Below are 16259 nucleotides of genomic sequence, written 5' to 3'. Positions count from 1 at the left end.
AAACAATCCGACAAGGACCATTAATCTCCACTTCGTGACCTTTAGCTAAAATCTTAGAGCCACGTTGAGCAGAAAGTACATAATCATCTTCGGCTTCAGGATCAATCTTTTTGAGCTTCCGATTTTTATCTATATTAGGTCGATTAAAATGAAGGGTATTTTGACCGCAATGGCGCTGAGGAGACCAATTGGGTTCAGGACCACGTTTTTTACCAGAGATTCTTGGTCTTCCTTCGTACAGAGGAATCCCCCAAGTTCGACCATTAATTTTCCGAGCGCCTTGAATCCGACCTTCTTTCAGTAAAACTCGGACTCGTTGAGTAGAAATATTCAATAAAGAAGCAGCTTCAGTTGTACCGACAAACAACTGAACATAAAAAACTTCCAGTTTTAAGTGACTGGAAGTCTAGAGAAAATTTATTTTACTTAATTCTAATAATCAATTTATTTTAGGAGGGAAATTTCTCGATCTGCAACAACTTCTGAGTTGACATGATCAACAGAATTATCCTCAACTAAATCTAGTTCGCCGCCAGGTGCTTCAGGATGCTCTTGAACAAATGTTTCTTCTACTGCTAAATCCAAAGACTCATCACTAGCATCAACATTAGCTTCTGCTTTACCAGTAATATAACGAGTAGCAAAAAAAGCACCTAACCCAGTTAAACCTAATGTACCAGCAGCAATACCAGCAATAGCAAAGTCAGACTTACCAGGAAATTTTTTGCTAAACCAAGAGTCTGGTGAATTTAAAGATGTGTTTGGCGTAAAACCTTTACCTTTGCCACCAAAACCTTTGCTACTAAAAGGACAAGCTTCTACAGAATTGGTAAAAAGTACACCACCAGCGATCGCTACAGTAGACAAGGCAGTAGCCACAAAATTCAACTTTTTCATTTTCTTTTAGTTTTGTAAAGTACCTTTAGGGTAGTAATGTTAACAACAATTTCCCGAAGTTGCAACTAAGAAAAAAGGCTTTGTTATCTTCTATTGACTAAACTCTTGACATCCTCCCAATGTGGCTCTAGGGGACAGGGCGGCTCTTCAACCAACTTTGAGATAAATAAATTGGTAGAGACAAGTTTTTGATATTAGGAAAAAACCTAAATTACTAAAAAATCATCAACGAATCGCACCCTTAAAAATCAATTACCTTTCTTACTCTCAATTAACCTCAGTTATTTCTTCATGATTGATTAAGACAAGTAGCTAATAATTCTTCTGTCGATAATCCAACATTATCACTTAAACCAATTACACAAGAAGAAAAACTTTCTGGAAGTAAACTAAGACGACAATTTTCTAAGACAGCAGATTCATTAGATTTATTTTTAAATGCTTTATTAATCTTTTTCACACAAGTTCCTAATTCATCAACTCTTCTCACCCTTTGACAATTAAATAGAATATCTTCTGCTGGAAGTTCATCTGTTGTATTATCATAAATTTTTGTGACGCATCTTGATAAATCTCTAGGCTTTAAAGCTGCACCACAAGCATTAGCTACTTCTGACTCAGATAAACCTAAGCTCAATAAATCCTTGGAGCAAATTCTAAATGATTTTCTATTTGCTTGGGCAGTTGCTACTTCAGGAATAGCCATCAACAAACTACAACTAAAAAGTTGTATTGCTGCTAAAGATATCCAGCGTTTATTAAAGTATTTCTTAGGTGCAGATAAGGGAAATTTATCATATAAAAAATCAGAAAAGTTCAGATTAGGCATAATAAATAATCAAAGCTAAACTCAATAGTGGACAATTGACAATGTAACAATTAAATAGTATATGATATAGGATTGTGGCTAAATTTTACGTTAATGAGGAAATTATTATGTCTAGATATAGAGGTCCACGTTTAAGAATAGTACGTCGCCTGGGCGATCTACCAGGACTAACTCGTAAAAGTGCTAGACGTGCTTATCCACCAGGCCAACATGGTCAAAACCGCAAAAAGCGCTCAGAATATGCTATTCGACTGGAAGAGAAACAGAAATTATTATACAATTATGGTCTTTCTGAACGCCAACTCCTACGTTATGTAAAAAAAGCTCGTCGTGCAGCAGGTTCCACAGGGCAAGTATTACTACAGTTTCTAGAAATGCGTTTAGATAATACCGTATTTCGTTTAGGAATGGCTCCAACTATTCCCGGCGCACGACAGTTAGTTAATCATGGTCATGTGACAGTTAATGGCAAGGTAGTAAGTATTGCTAGCTATCAATGTAAACCAGGAGAGGTAATTAGTGTTAAAGAAAAAGAGAAATCTAAGGAAATGGTCAAGACTAATCTCCAATATCCAGGTTTAGCTAATATTCCTAGTCATTTAGAATTTGATAAAGACAAACTGGTTGGTAAAGTTAATGGTGTTGTGGAACGGGAGTGGGTGGCGCTTAATATTAACGAACTGTTAGTTGTGGAATATTATTCCAGACAAGCCTAAGGCTAATGGATAATGGATAATGGATAATGGATAATGGATAATTGATAATTAGGGTTTGTTGAAAAAGTATTTTTGCTCTTTGTAGTCGTAGGGGCGAACGGCCGTTCGCCCCTACAGTAGAAATAGGAATGAGCGAGGAGGTAGGAGTTAGAATTGTTCCTCAATTTCTCTGTCCAACTATGCGTCTAAAATACTAACATTTTGATGCTTTTCAACTCAAAATCTCGCACTTTTTCAATACTTAAAAAGGGCAAAAATTTGATCTGTAAACACTTTCAGGTTTAATCAGGAAGCTCTAATTAATCCATTTTCGGTGTTGGTCAATTTAGCTATGATTTTTGTGCTTATAGGGTAGGGAATAGGGAATAGTTTGTTCACTAATTGATAATTAATCCATTTTCAAATAATTATCCATTGTTCATTATCCATGATCAATTAATTATTATGAGCCGTAGAAAACAGCTATATCTGGATATTTTGAGTCTTTCCTCAGCTTCTTTTATCCATAAATTCATGTCTCTATTAACTGGGAAAAAACCGATTTCTCTGGATCAAGAATTAGAACAAATTACCGCCTCAGCTACCACAAAAGGATTTGTGAAAAAGGAGTAGCAAATTATGTGAATCGTCCCACAGAAAAAGGAAAAAAATATCGACGACATAGCCATTTTTATAATTGAAATAGAGGTCAAACTTGGTTAAATTCGCATTTAATTTTGGTAGAAGAAGCAGAGAAATTGATGGCAAATTGCCCTCAAGAACGGCTGAATTATCATAGAAGTAGAAAAGCTGTAAACCTTTTCAAGTAAGCTTTTTAGCCTTGTCTGTCACCCATCCAGGTTTAGCACTAAGAGTTGGTTATAGCGCTACGTACAAGTCAGAAGTCAGAAGTAATCCCTGAGTGAGTTTGAGTAATTAGAAATGTCCGCACCCTATTTGCGTAGTGCTATAGTTTTGAGCTTAGGGATTTGGATTTAAGCATAGGGAATCTGGAGGTCAGCTACGGGGAAGGCTATAAGTATTGTCGGCGTTGCATATTTGGGGGATGAATTAGTGTGGGGAGTCTGGGAGGTGTGGGAGGTGTGGGAGGTGTGGGAGGTGTGGGAGGTGTGGGAGGTGTGGGGAGTCTGGGAGGTGTGGGAGGTGTGGGAGGTGTGGGAGTGTGCATTGGAATTATAGTTTTAGAGTTTATGAAGTAAAAGATGGGGTGGTGGTGCTGAGGAATGGTAGAGAGAGTGTGGTCCGTGTGGTCCGTGTGGTCCGTGTGGTCCGTGTGGTCCGTGTGGGAAGAAATTAAAAAATATATATTTTCACCATTACAATGCAGGACTACCCAAAAAAGGTTGCTTATTAATCTCAAGACTCCTGCAAACAGAATAAAGCACTGTAACAGTATTTTTTGAAAATGATATAAAGAGAGAAGATTTTATAGGTGAGTTTGATCGAGGGCCTGTTAAATTTATATGAGTCTTTGGCAAAAAATTATATTAGTTTGTATTAGTTGTGTAATTAATTATAAATAGAATTTAGTATAAGTATAGGGAATCTGAAGGTCAGCTACGGGAGGAGCCATAAGTATTGTCAATAGGGAATTAAGAAAGGAGGATTGGAAATAGAGAGGTGAAGATTTTGCCTCTTAGCCATTTGGTTTCCTATTTAGATGTTTGAAAATAGCTGAATATTTACCTTTTTAACTACTTATACTAATTCTAAAAAACTTTGCTACACTTAAATTTTATATTTCTAAATACTATTTATTGACATAATTTAATTTTTAACTAACCTCTGTGATTTTTCCAGTTATTTTTACTACCTTCCACGTGTAGCATTAATTTTTAGAAATAGTATTAAAGAGAGAAGATTTTATGGGTGAATTTGATCGAGAGTCTGTTAAATTTATATGAGTTTTTGGCAAAAAATTATATTAGTTTTTATTAGTTGTGTAATTACTTATAAACAGATAGATTTATTAGTGTTCAAGGAAAACTCTTGGTCAAACAAAACTATAGAAACAGACAAGGTAAATGGTGCAATCACCGATGCTGTAACTCAGGCTAATATCAAAGTGCTAGCTGATTCATTAGCTTTGTTACTAACCCATTTATTATATTAGACGGTTTCTCAATCTTTGAGTTTATCTGTACAAAATGCAGTGACTATGCAACAACCAGAGTAACATCCTTGATCAAGCTCCTAAATAGGTAGGTTTAATTATCTGTCAAATAGAAATGGAGATTCACGCGGAGTGAGAACCCATTGATAACTTGCTTATGGGTTCTTTTGTTAAGAAGGAATTTCATAATATTTAGATGCATTTGTTGTGCTATCAACTCTAGCCTACATATAGAAACCTACATTAGAAACCTACATATAGAAAAAAGACTTAGCCTTTATGAACCTAAATTTTATATTCAAAGTTCTAAACCGTGAACTTACAAATATTGGTAGTTCTACTCTGAATGAAGTAGAATTTCTGACTCTCCAAGGTATTTGGGATGAAAAGTCTTATAAAAAAATAGCTGAAGATAATGGTTATAGTTGTGATTATTTAAACAATGTTGTACCATCTAAGCTATTAACAAAGCTTTCTTTTCTTGTTGGTGATAAAGTAACAAAAAAAAATGTCGATCGCAAGTCGAACAGTACGTTAAACAAATTATGTCTATAACATTTCCTGCTGGGGTTATTCCTTTGAATTCGCCGTTTTATATTGAAAAAACTACTATTGAAAAGGAAATCTTGACGGAAATTCAAAAACCAGGGGCTTTGGTAAGAATAAGAGCACCACGGGAAATGGGCAAAAGTTCGGTGTTGTTGCGTATGATACATGAGGCACATTCTTTAGATTATCGCACTGTTAGTTTAGATTTGAAACAAGCCTCACAAAGTTCTTTCAATAATATTGATAAGTTTTTACACTGGTTTTGTGTTAATGTTGCTTTAGGTCTTGGTTTAGAGCCAAGGCTAGAAGGTTATTGGGATGAAAATATTGGTTGTAAAGTTAGTTCTACTTTGTACTTTGAAAATTATTTGTTGCGATCAATTGATTCACCTTTAGTTTTGGCTTTAGATGACCTAAATTTAATTTTTGATTATTCGGAGGTAGTAAAAGATTTCTTTACCTTGCTGTGTTCATGGCATGAGAAATCTAGAGTCTTGCCCATGTGGCAGAATCTGCGTTTACTTCTAGTTTATTCAACTGAAATTGATGTTCCTTTGGAAATTTATCAGTCGCTTTTTCATTTAGGTTTTGTTGCTCATCTGGATAGTTTCACTTTGGAAGAAGTTATGGAATTAGTTAAATTGTATGAACTCAATTTTATAAGTGAAAAAGATACAAAGCTTTTGATGGATATGACAGGAGGGCATCCTGCTCTAGTTCATCTTGCTATTTATTATCTGAGTCAAGAGAAATTAACATTGATGGAGTTATTAGACAATGCTCCTACTTCTACAGGAATTTATGGAAGTCACTTGTATCGTTATCAAATGAAGTTACAGTTAGAACCAGAATTAGCGACTGCTTTAAAAACTGTTATAAATTCTACTGAACCTGTGTTATTAAACCCGATTTTGGCGAATAAGTTAAATAATATGGGTCTAATTAAGTTAAATCAAAATAAAGCAGTTATTAGTTGTCAGCTATATCAAGATTATTTCCAACAAACATTATAGCAAATTTTGAGTTTGAGGTGGTGTTTAACGAAGTCAGAAGTCATAAGCCATAAGCCATAAGTCACCCCCTACTGCTCCCAGGATGAGAAGTAGGGGATTAGAGCAACGCTCCAAAAACGTTTCGCCGATCGAGGCGGGGTTGGGCGGCCCAATCCTTTTGATAAATTGCGATCGCACCCAATTAGACATCTCCAATAAAGGTTTTCATACCTCGATCCCACCGTTTAAAAATCGGTATTTTTGGAGGTGTCTTTGGCGAAAGAACGCAGCTCAGATGCTTGGATAAAAGCTTGTCGCAGTTCCCAAAAGCAAATGCTATAGTCCCCTTAATTTGGACAACAAGTCAAGGAGTATTGGATCTCTCCCTTCATTGGGAGGGATTTAATTTTGGGAGGTACTCAAGTGTGGAACTACAGCACTTTTCAAATTGATGAACCACATCGCCATAACCAAAATCTTGTAGGGACGTTGCATATAAGATACCTATAAGGGCGAATGCCAGCAAGCCCCTACTGTGGTCTACCGATATGAAAACTGCTGTAGGGATTTGGATTTAATACCAAATGGGTTCTATATGAGTTTTCGGCAAAAAATTATATTAGTTTGTATTAGTTGTGTAACTACTTATAAACAGATAGACTTATTAGTAGTCAAGGGAAACTCTTGATCGACCCAAACTAAGAAAGAAAGCAAAAATTATGCCAGACAACGTAAATGGTGCAATCACCGATGCTGTAACTCAGGCTAATGTCAAAGTGCTGGCCGATTCACCAGCTCTATCACTCAGCAATTTATATCAGACGGTTTCTCAATCTTTGAGTTTATCCGTACAAAATGCAGTGACTATGCAGCAACAGAGTAACATCGTTCATCAGGCGACTACAACTCAAGGAGTTAATCTGCTTTACACTGTAGGAACAGCTGCTGCAAGTATGGCTACTGGTGAGACACTAGAGGCTGATACTTCAGACAACTTAACTAATATGTTAGGTACAGTAATGGCTCTGAAGGAACAGAACCAGAAGCCAACCACCTAATGAAAGGTTCTCAAACCTTTATAATACCCTTCTAAAATCTGTATTTTTGGAGATGTGTATTAGACATCTCTAGAAAAGGTTCTCAAACTCTTATGGAACTTTTTCCAAATCAGTATTTTGGGAAAAGTCTATTCAGGAAATGACGAACCGCCGAGCGCCAGGACTACAAAAAGCTTGCTACTACAAATAGTGTTGCTATTAGTGTTGCTATGTAAGTCTTGTCCCTTTTTTGACGTCAACCACTATTCAGAACAACAAAAATTATGCCAGACAACGTAAATGGTGCAATCACCGATGCTGTAACCCAGGCTAATGTCAAAGTGCTAGCCGATTCACCAGCTCTTTCACTCAGCAATTTATATCAGACGGTTTCTCAATCTTTGAGTTTATCTGTACAAAATGCAGTAACTATGCAGCAACAGAGTAACATCGTTCATCAAGCTACTACAACTCAAGGAATTAACTTACTTTACACTGTAGGAACAGCTGCTATGAGTATGGCTACTGGTGAAACACTAGAGGCTGATACTTCAGACAACTTAACTAATATGTTAGGTACAGTACAAGCTCTACAAAACCAGAAGTAGGGGTAAAAAAAGGTCTTCAAACCTTTATGGTACAGTTCTAAAATCTGTATTTTTGGAGATGTCTATTATCTAATGTACAACTTTTCTCAAACCTAGGGATTTAGTCAGCTCAAGAGCAAACCAACCCGTGTTTTGTCCAAGAAAGTTGCATATTTTGTGTCTATTAGACATCTCTAGAAAAGGTTCTCAAATCCTGATGCGACTGTTTCCAAATTAGTATTTTGGGAAAAGTCTATTCAGGAAATGAGGAACCGCCGAACGCCAGGACTACAAAAAGTTGCCACTACCTAAAAATAGTGTCGCTGTGTAAGTCTTGTCCCTTTTTTGACGTCAACCACTATTCAGAACAACAAAAATTATGCCAGACAACGTAAATGGTGCAATCACCGATGCTGTAACCCAGGCTAATGTCAAAGTGCTAGCCGATTCACCAGGTCTGTCACTCAGCAATTTGTATCAGACGGTTTCTCAATCTTTGAGTTTATCTGTACAAAATGCAGTGACTATGCAGCAACAGAGTAACATCGTTCATCAGGCTACCACAACCCAAGGAATTAACTTACTTTACACTGTAGGAACAGCAGCTGTGAGTATGGCTACTGGTGAAACACTAGAGGCTGATACTTCAGACAACTTAATTAATACGTTAGGTACAGTACAGGCTCTACAGAACCAGAAGTAGGGGTAAGAAAAGGTTTTCAAACCTTTATACTACTCTTCTCAAATCGGTATTTTTGGAGATGTCTATTACCTAATGTACAACTTTCTCAAACCTAGGGATTTAGTCAGCTCAAGAGCAAACTAACCCGTATTTTGCCCAAGAAAGTTGCATATTTTGTGTCTATTAGACATCTCTAGAAAAGGTTCTCAAATCCTGATGCGACTGTTTCCAAATTAGTATTTTGGGAAAAGTCTATTCAGGAAATGAGGAACCGCCGAGCGCCAGGACTACAAAAAGTTGCCACTAAAAATAGTGTTGCTGTGTAAGTCTTGTCCCTTTTTTGACGTCAACCACTATTCAGAACAACAAAAATTATGCCAACAGAAGTAAATGGTGCAATCACCGATGCTGTAACCCAGGCTAATGTCAAAGTGCTAGCCGATTCACCAGGTCTGTCACTCAGCAATTTATATCAGACAGTTTCTCAATCTTTGAGTTTATCTGTACAAAATGCAGTGACTATCCAGCAACAGAGTAACATCGTTCATCAGGCTACCACAACTCAAGGAATTAACTTACTTTACACTGTAGGAACAGCAGCTGTGAGTATGGCTACTGGTGAAACACTAGAGGCTGATACTTCAGACAACTTAACTAGTATGTTAGGTACAGTACAAGCTCTACAGAACCAGAAGTAGGGGTAAGAAAAGGTCTTTAAACCTTTATGGTAGAGTTCTAAAATCTGTATTTTTGGAGATGTCTATTACCTAATGTACAACTTTCTCAAACCTAGGGATTTAGTCAGCTCAAGAGCAAACTAACCCGTGTTTTGCCCAAGAAAGTTGCATATTTTGTGTCTATTAGACATCTCCAGAAAAAGTTCTCAAACCCTGATGCGACTGTTTCCAAATTAGTATTTTGGGAAAAGTCTATTCAGGAAATGACGAACCGCCGAGCGCCAGGACTACAAAAAGTTGCCACTACAAATAGTGTTGCTGTGTAAGTCTTGTCCCTTTTTTGACGTCAACCACTATTCAGAACAACAAAAATTATGCCAACAGAAGTAAATGGTGCAATCACCGATGCTGTAACCCAGGCTAATGTCAAAGTGCTAGCCGATTCACCAGCTTTGTCACTAAGTAATTTATATCAGACAGTTTCTCAATCTTTGAGTTTATCTGTACAAAATGCAGTGACTCTACAGCAACAAAGTAACATCGTTCATCAGGCTACTACAACTCAAGGAGTTAGTTTACTTTACACTGTAGGAACAGCAGCTGTGGCTATGGCTACTGGTGAAACACTAGAGGCTGATACTTCAGACAACTTAATTAATACGTTAGGTTCAGTAGGTGCTCTAAAGAAATCCAGAACCAGGAGGAAGAAGAAAGTAAAAAAGCTTCCTAATAAGCCAGGAGTATAAGGTTAAGAAGAAAGCAATTTTTCCTGCAATACTTCCTCCAAACCCTTAGATACCTTGGTTCTGGCAGGTCAATAATCGCCAGAATTACAGAAGGTGTAATACTACAGATAGAGTCGCTGGGTAAATCATGCCGCTTTTTTTAAGTAAACCAATCTTGAGAAGAGCAAAAATTAAGAATAGGAAAAATCATGCCAAACTAAGAAGAATTAAGCTCAAGATCCGGCTCCGAAGGATTCGTATCTTGAGTATAATTGGCCATGGCAACACCAGCAAACGTAAATGATGCAACTACTGATCCGTGACTCAAGATCATGTCAAAGTGCTGGAATATTCATTGGCTATGTTATATCATGTCCGGATAATTAGTGATAAAAACACTTCTTTCTCCTGATACATTCCTTCCTGTTCCCCTCCAAGGAGGGGCTAGGGGTGGGTTGAATCATATCTCTTGACTCCTTTCTCTTGACTCCTACCTAATTTATTTATAACTGTTCAACCGGACATGATATTACAAGGTTTGAGAACCTTTATGTTACCGTTTTCCAATCGTTTTTTTGGAGAGGTTTATTAAGGAAATGACGAACCGCAGATCGCCAAGACTACAAAAAACTTGCTACAAGAAATAGTGTCGCTGTGTAAGTCTTGTCCCTTTTTTGACGCCAACCACTATTAACAAAAATTATGCCAGACAACGTAAATGGTGCCATCACTGATGCCGTGACTCAGGCTAATGTCAAAGTGCTGGCCGATTCACCAGCTTTGTCACTAAGCAATTTGTATCAGACGGTTTCTCAATCTTTGAGTTTATCCGTGCAAAATGCAGTGACGATGCAGCAGCAGAGTAACATCGTTCAGCAGGCTACTACAACTCAAGGAGTTAATTTACTTTACACTGTAGGAACAGCTGCTTTGACTATGGCTACTGGTAAAATACGAAAAACTGGTATTTCAGACAACTTAGTTAAATTATTAGGTTCAGTAGGTACCCTAAAGAAATCCAGAACCAGGAGAAAGAAGAAAGTACGGGTAAAGGGTAAGAAGAAAGTACGGGTAAAGGGTAAGAAGAAGGTAGTATTTCCTCCAAACCCTCCGAAAACTTAATAACATTAGTGTTGGCAGATTAATAATTGCCAGGATTAGAGAAGGCTTACTACTACAGATAGTGTTGCTGGATAAATTAAGTCGCTTTTTTTTTAGGTAAACCAATCTTGAAAACAGCAAAAATTAAGAAAAGCAAAAATTTGGCCAAACTAAGAAGAATTTGGCTAAAGATCAGGCTGCGGAGGGTTCAGCTCAAGAGACGAATCGTCCATGGCAAGACTAGCAGACGTACATGATGCAACTACTGATGCCGTGACTCAAGCTCATCTCAAAGTGCTGGAAGATTCATCAGTTATGTTATAAGGTTCTCAAACCCTTATGGGACTTTTTCCAAATCGGTATTTTTGGAGGAGTTTATTAAGGAAATGACGAACCGCCGATCGCCAGGACTACAAAAAGCTTGCTACTAGAAATAGTGTCGCTGTGTAAGTTCTGTCCCTTTTTTGACGCCAACCACTATCAAGAATAACAAAAATTATGCCAGACAACGTAAATGGTGCAATCGCTGATGCAGTAACTCAGGCTAATGTCAAAGTGCTGGGCGATTCACCAGCTATGTCACTAAGCAATCTATATCAGACGGTTTCTCAGTCTTTGAGTTTATCTGTACAAAACGGAGTGACTCTACAGCAACAAAGTAATATTATTCACGAAATTAACACCACTCTAGGAGTTAACGAGCTTTACACTTTTGGAACTGCTGCTATAAGTATGGCTACTGGTGAGATACTAGAGGCTGATACTTCAGATAACCTAGTTAATACAATAGGCACGCTTCAAGGATTACAAACCCAGAGTTAAGCAAGCTTGATGTCATTAGCCGCTGATTGGAAATCCTTAAATAAACTCATAACTTAGGCAGTACCACTATATTTTGGTGATTATTTCAGAGATTTACACTAGGATTAGTGCCTTTGTGTAAGTCCTGAGACATCGATCACAAAGATTGATGATTTTCTTTGGCAATAACCTTTGCCAAGAAAATCATAGCGATAACTTATTTAACTAATGGGACTTATACAATTAAATTAATTAAATAGAAAAAATGTCGAAAAAATGATCTATAATGCTATAGTTAAATGAACAAGGAATTTACTTCAAATATGTCACCCTGTTGGCCTATTTAAAGTGAAATCGTAATGGGGATAGTAAATATCTATTCTCAGAAAAATTGGGTATAATTTTTTGATAGAGAAGCCAAAGGATGGTTAGGGTTAAAAGAATATCAAGTGAGAGATAAATGGAGTCTAGAACGCCATTTTATTTCGCTATTTTATACTTATACTTTGATCATTTGATTTGGCAGAAATTAGCTGGAGGCTTACAAAAATGGGCTAATAAACATTAGAACACATTTGCTATAGACACGCTAGCAGCTCTCAACAAGTAGCCTTATAGCTATTTCGTAGAGCAATGTTTTTCCGTTTATTTAATTGGTTAACTGAAAACATGGATATATTTGTTGCTTGTCACAAAGAGATTTTCAGTGATAATTTAGCCTTAAAAATTGTGTAAGTCACACTACTCAGTTTTTTCATAGGAAGAAGTCAATTATGATAGAGGAAAATAATACAGATATTACTAAAAATAATCAAATTCATTCTAGAGCAGAGGAAATTGATGACCCTGACTTGGCAATTGCTAATGAAGTTGATGAAATTGAGGTAGTTACTCAAGAGCCAGAATTGGAAATTGATAATTATGACTTTTTAGTTGATGAAATTGATGTAGTTGCTCAAGAGCTAGAATTGGATGATCATCCTGACTCTGTAGTTGATGAAATTGATGTAGTTGCTCAAGAGCCAGAATTGGATGATCATCCTGACTCTGTAGTTGATGAAATTGATGTAGTTGCTCAAGAGCCAGAATTGGATGATCATCCTGGTTCTGTAGTTGATGAAATTGATGTAGTTGCTCAAGAGCCAGAATTGGATGATCATCCTGACTCTGTAGTTACTGATGCAGTTGCTCAATCTAGTGTTTTGGGAAATTCACCAGCAGTTGCTCAAAGCAACAATTATCAAACTCTAGTTGAAGCATCAATTCAGGCTCTTCAAAATTCAATTAATCTCCAACAGCAATTAACTCTTAATAGCTACACTACAACAACTAAAAATTTGGGCTTCATCTACTCTAAGCAAAGAAGAGTTGCTCAAAATAATACTACTGATGAAATGCTGAAAATGCTTGAGAAATTATTCCCAGAACACCATAGGCTAATACAGGAAATGCAAGAAGCTAGTTCTAGAAAGCCTGGTGCAACTCAAAAAACAGACTCTTTAAGTTCTCAATATCTCAGTAGTGTCATTCAAATGGTAAAAAATTTACAAGGAACTTCATAAGGTTTCTGAGGTTTAGGAAAAGCTTTTCCAAACCAGTAAAGTAAAATTTAGACACTTTGTACACAGGAGTTTTCTTCCTTAAATAGAGAACAGTATTATGACAGACACAGTTAATTCTCAAATCACTGATTCTATTACCCAAAGCAATACTAATGTCTTGGGCGGTTCTCCAGCACAATCAATGGGACTGGTATATCAAACCATGGCTCATTCTATAAGTTTAGCAATGCAGAATGCTGTGGCAACACAAAGTGCGATGCAGCAAATCAATGTAGCTGTGGTTTCAACAACTTGCAAAAAAATTGTAGAACTTGCTTAGTAGTGCTACTAATAATTTGTATACAAGAAAAATATTATGACAGACACAGTTAATCCTCAAATCACTGATGCCGTTACCCAAAGCAATACTAATGTTGTGGGTGGTTCTCCGGCTCAATCAATGGGCCTAGTCTATCAAACCACAGCTCATTCTGTAAGTTTGATTATGCAAAATGCTGTTGCTGCACAGAGTTCAATGCAGCAAGTTAATGCCGCTGTGATTTCAACTGCTTGTAGGCAAATTATGTCTTTACCAGTTCAAGTTATGGTTGCGTCCCCTCCAACAGAGATTCCAACTCCTCCTCCTGCACCACCAGAACCACCAGAACCTCCTGCACCACCAGAACCTCCTCCTGCACCACCTTCTTTGCCTCCTGAGAAGCGGGATGATTCTGATGATGACGACGATGATGTTGGCGGTAAAGGCGGTTCGCTGATTAAGAATAGGATATAAATACAGCATTTTTTCAGAAAGTTGACTACAGACTATTACTGAAGTAACAAGTAATTGGATGCAATCAGTATATTCTATAAATCTGAAAAGTGCTGCTGTAAGAATCGACAAAACTTGCTTGACGCTCACTCGTTTTTGTATTTTTGTGTCAAAATTGTCAAGACAACAAATTGAGAAGGTAACTAAATCTTATGTCAAAAAATTTAGATCAAACGAAGCAAAGTATTTTAATTAATACCCGAACAAATTTAGCACCTGAAATTGTTAAAACTGAAGGTGCAGGAAAAGCTTATCAGTCAGTAGCTCAATCAATGGCAATTGCCGTGCAAGATGCAACAGACAATTTGCGAAATATAACTACTATTAGCAGTACAGCGATCGCGGTTTGTACTCAACTTATGATAGCCGAACGCAAAGTCACTCCTTACGCAGAAATCATTGCTAAGTCTCAGGAAACTCTCAGTAGTACAGTCAAGATATTTGAAAAAGTTGGAAAATCATCAGGTACAATTCTCAAAGAGTTTCCTTCTGGGGATTCGTAGATTTAGGAGTTACACAAAAACAGCTTAATAGTGCAATGAAACTTTTGTTTGAGAAGGTCTTAAACTATTGATAACCGCTTGTGGCTAATCTGTTTGCCCTCCCAAATGAACAGCCAAGCTTCCAGGTTACTTCTTGTGTCCAATTATCGTTGTATTTCTAGGATTTAATAAGGGTTCCACCAACCAAAATTCAAAGTTTGAATGTATGTCACTTTACCCCATTTAAGCTAAGAAGCATTTAGTTTTTATGTTCTCAATGCAATATCAGTGGACTGTTTGCTAATTGGTAACACAGTTCTGACAACCTAAGACTTTTCGAGCAATAAGCTGTTCGGCATTTTAACTTTGTATCAATAGACGATCGAGGGAACGGAAAAAACATAATCTAAATGCATCTTAAGCTTATAGTCTATTTTAATGAGATTTTCATAGTTAAAGACTACAAGACTAATAGACATCTCCAGAAATTTAGTTCATGCTATGTTGTGGCAAGTGTTCCACTTCATTTTTGGAGATATTTTATGTACATACTACTAGACTTTCTTGAATGATAAAAGGCTGTCAAATATGAGCTTGTTTCGTTTGTTTCTGTTTCTTTATATTTCTCTAGGACTATCCAAACCCTCTAACATTAATAATCAGAAACAAAAACATTCACTCAAAGCCACTCAACCCCCCAATATTAATCCTCAAAAACAAAAATACTTACTTCACCCAAAAATACTCACTAACAAGGAGATAAAAAAAATGAAAATTCTTATTGTACTGCCATACAGTGGCGCGCAATTTACAGGTGGTCTCGCAGTCGTTAACGAGGAACTCACTAAGGAACTTGCCAAGAATCACGATGTCAAACTGCTTACCTTCGAGCTAAACAGTAAAGTAATGGCAACTAAAGCAGGCCATGGTGATGCAGACTTACTTGTTATTAAAGACCAACACACAAAATCTGGTCAAAAGAAACTAACAAAAGAGTTGGGTGGGGAAGGACTGCTCAATGAAGACGAGCGCGATCAATTGTATTTTCTTATGGAAAATGATGAAGTCTTAAGATATGCACACGAAAATTTGTTAAATGATTGGACACCCGAAATAATATTGGGACACTCACGGTTCTCTGGCCCAGCAGCAATTAACCTAAAAAAAGATTATTTTACTGAGGCAAAGGTTGGATATTTTTTACATTCGTACCCGCTTGTAGAGGGATTTTTGGTAGCAGGATATGAGATATTTGAAGAAAAAATAGATAAGGAAAAAGCACAGGAAAAATTCGACAAAGAAAAGGAATGGATAGGACAGGCAGACATTGTACTAGCAATGGGACCCCTAATGCGGTTGGCGGCGAGATTAATCCTTGATGATGTTTCATGCAACCATACCCGAGTGCATGAAGTGATTTCAGGTATAGATAAAAAGTATGACGCGATTCCGCCTTGGCAAGAAAATGAAAGTTGTATCACGTTATTGTTAAGTGGTCGTGCATCTGCTGCAGTTAAGGGATTCCAGGATATCGTCATAGCTGCACTAGACCTGCGGGCTAAAAGATTTGAACAAGGAAAAAAGAAAAAAGTCTTAATCAAGGTAATCGGAATAAGTGAAAGAAGACTGCCAGGTGGGGTTGAAGAAGTTGATAGTGCTGATGACTTGCGAGTAGTGAATGCTGACAGTGTCCAAAGC

At 37.1% G+C, this 16259-nt stretch carries 23 protein-coding genes and 1 pseudogene; 21 read left to right on the top strand and 3 right to left on the bottom strand.

Going from position 1 to position 16259, the window contains the following annotated elements; translation table 11 throughout:
* The 3 genes from F6K40_RS31800 to F6K40_RS31790 form a co-directional block, all read right to left on the bottom strand.
* Positions 1 to 367, bottom strand: a 367-nt coding sequence (locus tag F6K40_RS31800) for a MerR family transcriptional regulator (RefSeq protein WP_293141838.1), incomplete at its 3' end; no start/stop codon positions are given.
* A 77-nt stretch (positions 368 to 444) separates the two neighbouring features.
* Complete coding sequence (locus tag F6K40_RS31795) at positions 445 to 897, bottom strand: hypothetical protein (RefSeq protein ID WP_293141836.1); 453 nt, start codon at positions 895 to 897, stop codon at positions 445 to 447.
* A 289-nt stretch (positions 898 to 1186) separates the two neighbouring features.
* Positions 1187 to 1726: a hypothetical protein gene (locus tag F6K40_RS31790; RefSeq protein WP_293141834.1), complete on the bottom strand. Its 540-nt coding sequence runs from the start codon at positions 1724 to 1726 to the stop codon at positions 1187 to 1189.
* A gap of 107 nt (positions 1727 to 1833) precedes the next feature.
* On the opposite strand from F6K40_RS31790, the gene rpsD reads away from it, so the two are divergent.
* The 21 genes and pseudogenes from rpsD to F6K40_RS31685 all read left to right on the top strand — a co-directional run.
* Entirely contained in the window at positions 1834 to 2442 is a 609-nt protein-coding gene (gene rpsD, locus F6K40_RS31785) for a 30S ribosomal protein S4 (RefSeq protein WP_293141832.1), read from the top strand.
* A 444-nt stretch (positions 2443 to 2886) separates the two neighbouring features.
* Positions 2887 to 3054 (top strand): hypothetical protein, encoded by a 168-nt coding sequence (locus tag F6K40_RS31780; RefSeq protein WP_293141830.1) that lies wholly within the window; start codon positions 2887 to 2889, stop codon positions 3052 to 3054.
* A 443-nt stretch (positions 3055 to 3497) separates the two neighbouring features.
* A complete protein-coding gene (locus F6K40_RS31775) occupies positions 3498 to 3641 on the top strand; it encodes a hypothetical protein (RefSeq protein WP_293141828.1) in 144 nt (47 codons plus the stop codon).
* A gap of 24 nt (positions 3642 to 3665) precedes the next feature.
* Positions 3666 to 3845, top strand: a complete 180-nt coding sequence (locus F6K40_RS31770) for a hypothetical protein (RefSeq protein ID WP_293141826.1) — start codon at positions 3666 to 3668, stop codon at positions 3843 to 3845.
* Positions 3846 to 4342: 497 nt separating this feature from the next.
* Positions 4343 to 4555, top strand: a complete 213-nt coding sequence (locus F6K40_RS31765) for a RebB family R body protein (RefSeq protein WP_293141823.1) — start codon at positions 4343 to 4345, stop codon at positions 4553 to 4555.
* Between the two features lie 279 nt (positions 4556 to 4834).
* Positions 4835 to 5110 carry a helix-turn-helix domain-containing protein gene (locus tag F6K40_RS31760; protein ID WP_293141821.1) on the top strand — a complete coding sequence of 92 codons (276 nt, stop codon included), beginning with the start codon at positions 4835 to 4837 and terminating at the stop codon, positions 5108 to 5110.
* On the top strand, positions 5101 to 6117 hold the full coding sequence (locus F6K40_RS31755) for an AAA-like domain-containing protein (protein ID WP_293141819.1): 1017 nt from the start codon (positions 5101 to 5103) through the stop codon (positions 6115 to 6117). The genes F6K40_RS31760 and F6K40_RS31755 overlap by 10 nt, the downstream gene beginning before the upstream one ends.
* A 698-nt stretch (positions 6118 to 6815) precedes the next feature.
* Positions 6816 to 7154, top strand: coding sequence for a RebB family R body protein (locus F6K40_RS31750; RefSeq protein WP_293141817.1), 339 nt, complete (start codon positions 6816 to 6818; stop codon positions 7152 to 7154).
* Positions 7155 to 7417: 263 nt separating this feature from the next.
* Positions 7418 to 7741: a RebB family R body protein gene (locus F6K40_RS31745; RefSeq protein ID WP_293141815.1), complete on the top strand. Its 324-nt coding sequence runs from the start codon at positions 7418 to 7420 to the stop codon at positions 7739 to 7741.
* A 358-nt stretch (positions 7742 to 8099) separates the two neighbouring features.
* Positions 8100 to 8423 (top strand): RebB family R body protein, encoded by a 324-nt coding sequence (locus F6K40_RS31740; RefSeq protein ID WP_293141813.1) that lies wholly within the window; start codon positions 8100 to 8102, stop codon positions 8421 to 8423.
* A gap of 353 nt (positions 8424 to 8776) precedes the next feature.
* A complete protein-coding gene (locus tag F6K40_RS31735; protein ID WP_293141811.1) occupies positions 8777 to 9100 on the top strand; it encodes a RebB family R body protein in 324 nt (107 codons plus the stop codon).
* 131 nt (positions 9101 to 9231) lie between these two features.
* Complete coding sequence (locus F6K40_RS31730; protein ID WP_293141809.1) at positions 9232 to 9405, top strand: hypothetical protein; 174 nt, start codon at positions 9232 to 9234, stop codon at positions 9403 to 9405.
* Positions 9406 to 9453: 48 nt separating this feature from the next.
* A complete protein-coding gene (locus tag F6K40_RS31725) occupies positions 9454 to 9825 on the top strand; it encodes a RebB family R body protein (protein WP_293141807.1) in 372 nt (123 codons plus the stop codon).
* 681 nt (positions 9826 to 10506) lie between these two features.
* Positions 10507 to 10926: a RebB family R body protein gene (locus tag F6K40_RS31720; protein ID WP_293141805.1), complete on the top strand. Its 420-nt coding sequence runs from the start codon at positions 10507 to 10509 to the stop codon at positions 10924 to 10926.
* 477 nt (positions 10927 to 11403) lie between these two features.
* Positions 11404 to 11727, top strand: coding sequence for a RebB family R body protein (locus tag F6K40_RS31715; RefSeq protein ID WP_293141803.1), 324 nt, complete (start codon positions 11404 to 11406; stop codon positions 11725 to 11727).
* A gap of 344 nt (positions 11728 to 12071) precedes the next feature.
* A pseudogene (locus tag F6K40_RS31710) lies at positions 12072 to 12441 on the top strand (hypothetical protein); the annotation flags it as partial.
* Positions 12442 to 12479: 38 nt separating this feature from the next.
* A complete protein-coding gene (locus tag F6K40_RS31705) occupies positions 12480 to 13268 on the top strand; it encodes a RebB family R body protein (RefSeq protein ID WP_293141801.1) in 789 nt (262 codons plus the stop codon).
* A 97-nt stretch (positions 13269 to 13365) separates the two neighbouring features.
* Positions 13366 to 13587, top strand: a complete 222-nt coding sequence (locus tag F6K40_RS31700) for a RebB family R body protein (protein WP_293141799.1) — start codon at positions 13366 to 13368, stop codon at positions 13585 to 13587.
* A 36-nt stretch (positions 13588 to 13623) separates the two neighbouring features.
* Complete coding sequence (locus tag F6K40_RS31695; RefSeq protein ID WP_293141797.1) at positions 13624 to 14040, top strand: RebB family R body protein; 417 nt, start codon at positions 13624 to 13626, stop codon at positions 14038 to 14040.
* A 191-nt stretch (positions 14041 to 14231) separates the two neighbouring features.
* On the top strand, positions 14232 to 14582 hold the full coding sequence (locus F6K40_RS31690) for a hypothetical protein (protein ID WP_293141795.1): 351 nt from the start codon (positions 14232 to 14234) through the stop codon (positions 14580 to 14582).
* 567 nt (positions 14583 to 15149) lie between these two features.
* On the top strand, positions 15150 to 16259 hold a 1110-nt coding region (locus F6K40_RS31685), incomplete at its 3' end, for a hypothetical protein (protein WP_293141793.1).

This window comes from Okeania sp. SIO3I5, from assembly GCF_010672085.1.
GTDB lineage: Bacteria > Cyanobacteriota > Cyanobacteriia > Cyanobacteriales > Microcoleaceae > Trichodesmium.
This window is presented reverse-complemented; position numbering and strand designations above follow the sequence as displayed.

What these genes read in the sequence shown, in the direction of transcription:
- F6K40_RS31795 (WP_293141836.1), bottom strand. Translation starts at nt 897, where the DNA reads ATGAAAAAGTTGAATTTTGTGGCTACTGCCTTGTCTACTGTAGCGATC.
- F6K40_RS31790 (WP_293141834.1), bottom strand. Translation starts at nt 1,726, where the DNA reads ATGCCTAATCTGAACTTTTCTGATTTTTTATATGATAAATTTCCCTTA.
- rpsD (WP_293141832.1), top strand. Translation starts at nt 1,834, where the DNA reads ATGTCTAGATATAGAGGTCCACGTTTAAGAATAGTACGTCGCCTGGGC.
- F6K40_RS31780 (WP_293141830.1), top strand. Translation starts at nt 2,887, where the DNA reads ATGAGCCGTAGAAAACAGCTATATCTGGATATTTTGAGTCTTTCCTCA.
- F6K40_RS31770 (WP_293141826.1), top strand. Translation starts at nt 3,666, where the DNA reads ATGGTAGAGAGAGTGTGGTCCGTGTGGTCCGTGTGGTCCGTGTGGTCC.
- F6K40_RS31765 (WP_293141823.1), top strand. Translation starts at nt 4,343, where the DNA reads ATGAGTTTTTGGCAAAAAATTATATTAGTTTTTATTAGTTGTGTAATT.
- F6K40_RS31760 (WP_293141821.1), top strand. Translation starts at nt 4,835, where the DNA reads ATGAACCTAAATTTTATATTCAAAGTTCTAAACCGTGAACTTACAAAT.
- F6K40_RS31755 (WP_293141819.1), top strand. Translation starts at nt 5,101, where the DNA reads ATGTCTATAACATTTCCTGCTGGGGTTATTCCTTTGAATTCGCCGTTT.
- F6K40_RS31750 (WP_293141817.1), top strand. Translation starts at nt 6,816, where the DNA reads ATGCCAGACAACGTAAATGGTGCAATCACCGATGCTGTAACTCAGGCT.
- F6K40_RS31745 (WP_293141815.1), top strand. Translation starts at nt 7,418, where the DNA reads ATGCCAGACAACGTAAATGGTGCAATCACCGATGCTGTAACCCAGGCT.
- F6K40_RS31740 (WP_293141813.1), top strand. Translation starts at nt 8,100, where the DNA reads ATGCCAGACAACGTAAATGGTGCAATCACCGATGCTGTAACCCAGGCT.
- F6K40_RS31735 (WP_293141811.1), top strand. Translation starts at nt 8,777, where the DNA reads ATGCCAACAGAAGTAAATGGTGCAATCACCGATGCTGTAACCCAGGCT.
- F6K40_RS31725 (WP_293141807.1), top strand. Translation starts at nt 9,454, where the DNA reads ATGCCAACAGAAGTAAATGGTGCAATCACCGATGCTGTAACCCAGGCT.
- F6K40_RS31720 (WP_293141805.1), top strand. Translation starts at nt 10,507, where the DNA reads ATGCCAGACAACGTAAATGGTGCCATCACTGATGCCGTGACTCAGGCT.
- F6K40_RS31715 (WP_293141803.1), top strand. Translation starts at nt 11,404, where the DNA reads ATGCCAGACAACGTAAATGGTGCAATCGCTGATGCAGTAACTCAGGCT.
- F6K40_RS31705 (WP_293141801.1), top strand. Translation starts at nt 12,480, where the DNA reads ATGATAGAGGAAAATAATACAGATATTACTAAAAATAATCAAATTCAT.
- F6K40_RS31700 (WP_293141799.1), top strand. Translation starts at nt 13,366, where the DNA reads ATGACAGACACAGTTAATTCTCAAATCACTGATTCTATTACCCAAAGC.
- F6K40_RS31695 (WP_293141797.1), top strand. Translation starts at nt 13,624, where the DNA reads ATGACAGACACAGTTAATCCTCAAATCACTGATGCCGTTACCCAAAGC.
- F6K40_RS31690 (WP_293141795.1), top strand. Translation starts at nt 14,232, where the DNA reads ATGTCAAAAAATTTAGATCAAACGAAGCAAAGTATTTTAATTAATACC.